4 protein-coding genes are annotated in these 4,112 nt (G+C 68.1%); 3 read left to right on the top strand and 1 reads right to left on the bottom strand.

Going from position 1 to position 4,112, the window contains the following annotated elements:
• Positions 1–149: 149 nt before the first annotated feature.
• Positions 150–1,460 (bottom strand): Rieske 2Fe-2S domain-containing protein, encoded by a 1,311-nt coding sequence (locus ACFXHB_RS38645; RefSeq protein WP_380580756.1) that lies wholly within the window; start codon positions 1,458–1,460, stop codon positions 150–152.
• Positions 1,461–1,944: 484 nt separating this feature from the next.
• Here ACFXHB_RS38645 and ACFXHB_RS38640 point away from each other — a divergent pair, with 484 nt between their 5' ends.
• The 3 genes from ACFXHB_RS38640 (at position 1,945) to ACFXHB_RS38630 (ending at position 4,106) form a co-directional block, all read left to right on the top strand.
• Positions 1,945–3,018 (top strand): hypothetical protein, encoded by a 1,074-nt coding sequence (locus ACFXHB_RS38640; protein ID WP_380580754.1) that lies wholly within the window; start codon positions 1,945–1,947, stop codon positions 3,016–3,018.
• 51 nt (positions 3,019–3,069) lie between these two features.
• On the top strand, positions 3,070–3,837 hold the full coding sequence (locus tag ACFXHB_RS38635; RefSeq protein WP_380580752.1) for a transposase: 768 nt from the start codon (positions 3,070–3,072) through the stop codon (positions 3,835–3,837).
• 71 nt (positions 3,838–3,908) lie between these two features.
• Positions 3,909–4,106, top strand: coding sequence for a hypothetical protein (locus ACFXHB_RS38630; protein ID WP_380580750.1), 198 nt, complete (start codon positions 3,909–3,911; stop codon positions 4,104–4,106).
• The last annotated feature ends 6 nt before the right edge of the window (positions 4,107–4,112 follow it).

The raw sequence follows: 4,112 nt of genomic DNA, 5'->3' as shown, positions 1-4,112 counted from the left end.
GGCTGTGCGGCCCCCGTTGTCCCGCTACCTCTCCCCGCTCGGTCCCCCCGGTTGCCCCCCCTCTTGCACCCCCTTCCACCGTCGTGGGGGCCGGGGGGGGGGGGGGCCCGCCCCCCCCCCCCCCCGGCACTCCCCCGGCCGGTCGCCGCCTACACGGCCCCACCGGTACCGAGGGCTGTCCTGTCCCCGATGCCGGCGACCTTCTCGTACATCACCTGGAGGTGCTCAGGCCTTCCGGCCTGGACCGCCAGGAAGCCCCCGATGCCGAACAGCCCGCTCCGCTTCCGGGCGGCGAGCTTCGCCTCGAAGACCTCGCGGGGGATGCCCTCGGTGTAGATGAACTTCCTCGGGAGCGGGAGCGGGATCCGCACGTTCGCTCCGGGGTCGCGCACCGTACCCGGCGGGTCCTCGCCCCTGGCAACCTGGTCGATCGCCTCCAGGTACCTGCGCCGCAACAGGGTGATGCCCTTGTCGCTGCGCCCCAGGTGCTCGCTGCTCCGGTCGGTGACCGCGCCCTGGCCGATCCAGACAGCGAAGTCCTGGTTGCCCGTGTGCGAGGTGATGATCCGGTCGCTCTCCGGTTCGGTGAGCGGACCGTACCAGTACGGCACCTCCTCGGACTCCGGCACGCCGACGGCGACATCGTCGGGGAGCACGGAGTACTGCCAGGTGATGTTGAGGGTCCGGTAGTCGTCCACCGGCACCCGGAACTCGACCGTGTTGCCCGAGGCGAGGGTGTACGGCCACAAGCAGAGGATTCCGCCGTCGGCCGTGCTGCTGGACCGGGCGAAGGCCCCCTCCGGTGTGTTCTCGGTCTCGACCTCACGGCCGTTGACGAAGCCGTGCTCGAACTCCAAGAAGTCGATCGCCGTGTGCCGAGGCGCGTAGACAGGTGCCTCGGGGTCGAGCCGTACCGCGTTGCCGTTCGAGTGCAACCACTCGAAGTGAACCGGGTCCATGCCGTTCTCGTGGCACTGGAACCAGTTGCACGGTAGCTCGGTGAGGATCAGCTCGACGAACCCGTGCGCCCAGCTGAACGGCTCGAGGTCCGGCAGCAGCGGCGCGGGCCCCGGACCCAGGTACGCCCACACCAGCCCCCCGAGCGTCGCGGTCGGGTAGGACGTCACCCCGACCCTCCCGCGGAACCCGCCGGCCGGCCCGGCTTCCTCGAACGGCTGCTCCACGCACTGCCCGTCGGAGTTGAACGCCCACCCGTGATAGGCACACCGCATCAGATCGCCGTCCACCCACCCGTTGCTGAGATCTGTCGTCCGGTGCGGACAGTAGCGGGAGATCAACCCGTGGCCCCCGCCCGGCTTCCGGAACAGGATCAAGTCCTCCCCCAACAGCCTGACCGGCCTGACCCTCCGCTCCCGAAGTTCCATGGCCGGGGCGATCGGATGCCAGTACCTGCGCAGCAGTGCGCCCATGGGTGTACCGGCACCTACCTGGGTCAGCATCCGATTCTTCTCCGGTGAGAGCATCCTGGAGCCTCCTCCGCATTCCACTCCGGCCACCCGGAAACCCACCCGTCATCGGCAGGTCCGACTGCTCGGATTCCGCTTCTTCTCCTCCATCTTCCGAGGCCCCGCTCTACTCCCGATCTACGTCGTCTACACCCGGGTCTGTAAAGGGGCCGATCCATTGAGCTCGTTTCATTTTGAAGTCGGAGGTCGCGGGGCTGGTGTGGTGCAGAGCTGGGGCACTCGGGCTGGTCGAGAGCCTGATCGTTAGCAGGAGATCGTCTGCCGTGCAGTCGGTTCGCCCGGATTCCGGCACCGACCGCCGAGGCCTCCTACCCTCCGAGGAGGGTTCGGGTGGGAGGCGTGCTGGTGGTGGATGTGTTGACGTGGGTGATGCGGCGGCGACCAGCACTACCGGCCCGATGCGTCCTACCTTCCCGCAGTCCAGGACCACATCCGCGCGCTGAAAGGCAACCGGGAGATGGCGATGGCCACCGGGGCAGCGGAGTTCGTCACCCGGGGTCCGAGCGATGAGATATCCGCGTTCCAGCAGGTCGGGGCGAAGATGAGCGAATACATGAGCAAGCTTCCCGAGGACGAGCACGATCAGGTCGAAGAGGCCACGAAGGTGCTTCGCAAGGTGAGAGCCGCGACCGCGGGCCTCCCGCTGCCGCTGACCGTCATCAATCCGAGCAATGCCAGGAACCCGAAATGGCCACCTCGCGCACCCCCGCCTAAGGGTTGTCCCGCTACTCCCACGGACGGCGGCCGAGACGTGTCGGTGGAGCCTGAGACACTCCGGTCCGTTCTGATCAAGGGGTACGACTACGGGTCGCTGGTTGCGGGTGAGCGGCTGCTTGAGGGCGCCGGGTTCTGGTCAAATCACCTGCTGGCGATGTGCCGATTCACCTCGGGTGGGACCCGGCCGGAACCCGAGTGGTTCGGGGACGACGGCGCTGACACGGACGCCCTGGCCGAGGCCCTTCTGGACGACCAAGCCTGGCCGACGTTTCGCATTCCGTTCCAAGGCGGTCACAGCGCTGTCGTCGTCTACCGGAACCTCATCGGTGACTACGGGATCGACTACCTGCTGGCCCAACCGGATTGGCCTCGGACGGAGGATCTGTCCAGCTTTGACGGCGGCTGGTACGGCCCGGGCTTGTCCTGGCGCGACATCGTGCACATTGCCGAGACGCCGGACCTGACCGCACCCGGCGTCCATGACACCGCGGCCAGGCTCCTGCTTCTGCTGCCGCTGCTCGCCGACAACGAGCTGCCGCCGGCAGCGCCAGCTCGGGTGAGCGCCGCTCTCACAGCCGTCGGAGCACCCGAGGACTCTGCCCAGGACACGGCTGACCATCTCCTTCGGAACAGGCGGCCTGCAGCCGGTCGCCGTGGTGGTGCCAGCTCCCCTCTGAGCGGCGGCAGCCACCGGCACACTGAGCCGGACTCGGATGAGTCGGCCGTGTTGTGGGCGCTCAACCTGACTCGATCCCGGAGCGATGCTCTCGCCGACGCCCTGGGAAGTAGGCCTCTGCCGGGGCCAGCGTCTTAAGTGCCGCGAGCTGGCTCCGGGAGCAGTGATCACGGCTGGGACGATCTCACCATGGCTGGTGTGATCACGGCGTCGGAACCGTCATGGATAGCCCCCTTCACGGGGCTGAGCCCGCGCGACTTCCGCAAGCTCATGGCAGTGCTCCGCCGAGAGGGCGCTGACACCGTGCGGCCGGGCCGGCCTTGGAGTCTTCCGCTGGAGGACCGGGTCCTTCTGGTCGCGGCCTACTGGCGGACCAACCTGACGCTGCGGCAGATCGCGCCGCTGTTCGGCGTGTCCAAGTCGGCGGCCGACCGGATCATCGACCACGTCGGCCCCCTCCTTACGCGCAGGCCCCGGCGGCGGTTCCGCAAGGACACTGTGCTGATCGTCGACGGCACCCTCGTCCCCACCCGCGACCACACCATCGCGGAGAAGTCGAAGAACTACAGGTACTCCACCAACCATCAGGTCGTCGTCGACGCCCTCACCCGCCTGGTCGTCGCGGTGGGCACCCCCGTCCCGGGCAACCGCAACGACTGCAAGGCCTGGGCCGAGTCCGGCGCCAAGGCTGCTGTCGGCCGGACCATTACCATCGCCGACGGCGGCTATCCTGGGACCGGTCTCGTGATCCCGCACCGCCGGCCCAAGGGCGGCGGGCTCACCGAATGGCAGACCGAGCACAACCGCGACCATAAGCGGGTCCGGGCCCGCGTCGAGCACGTCTTCGCCCGGATGAAGGCCTGGAAGATCCTTCGCGACTGCCGTCTCAAGGGCGATGGCGTCCACTATGCAATGCTCGGCATCGCCCGCCTTCACAACCTCATCCAGGCCACGTAGACAGATCCCGCCGGCGGGCGGATCACACCGTCCGGACCCGTCCGAGATCAATTACGGGACGGCCCTTAGTCTTGCTGGAGTCCCGCCAGCGCGACAGTCAGCACAAGCGGGCCCGCGTCCTCGCGACCGTCAACGACATGAAAGCCAAGGGCGAGACGATCACCTTCCTCGCTATTGCCCTGAGCTTCCCCCGCTACGCGGGAGGTGCTGATTACCTGGTCAGAACGGGTGTGGGTGGCTCGACGACCACCAGTTCGGCCGTCGCCTGATCGGCG

The sequence above is a fragment of the Kitasatospora sp. NPDC059327 genome (assembly GCF_042752535.1).
Taxonomy (GTDB): Bacteria; Actinomycetota; Actinomycetes; order Streptomycetales; family Streptomycetaceae; genus Kitasatospora.
This window is presented reverse-complemented; position numbering and strand designations above follow the sequence as displayed.

Excerpts from the sequence above, each read along its gene's own strand:
- ACFXHB_RS38635 (WP_380580752.1), top strand. The coding sequence starts at position 3,070 with ATGGCTGGTGTGATCACGGCGTCGGAACCGTCATGGATAGCCCCCTTC.
- ACFXHB_RS38645 (WP_380580756.1), bottom strand. The coding sequence starts at position 1,460 with ATGCTGACCCAGGTAGGTGCCGGTACACCCATGGGCGCACTGCTGCGC.
- ACFXHB_RS38640 (WP_380580754.1), top strand. The coding sequence starts at position 1,945 with ATGGCGATGGCCACCGGGGCAGCGGAGTTCGTCACCCGGGGTCCGAGC.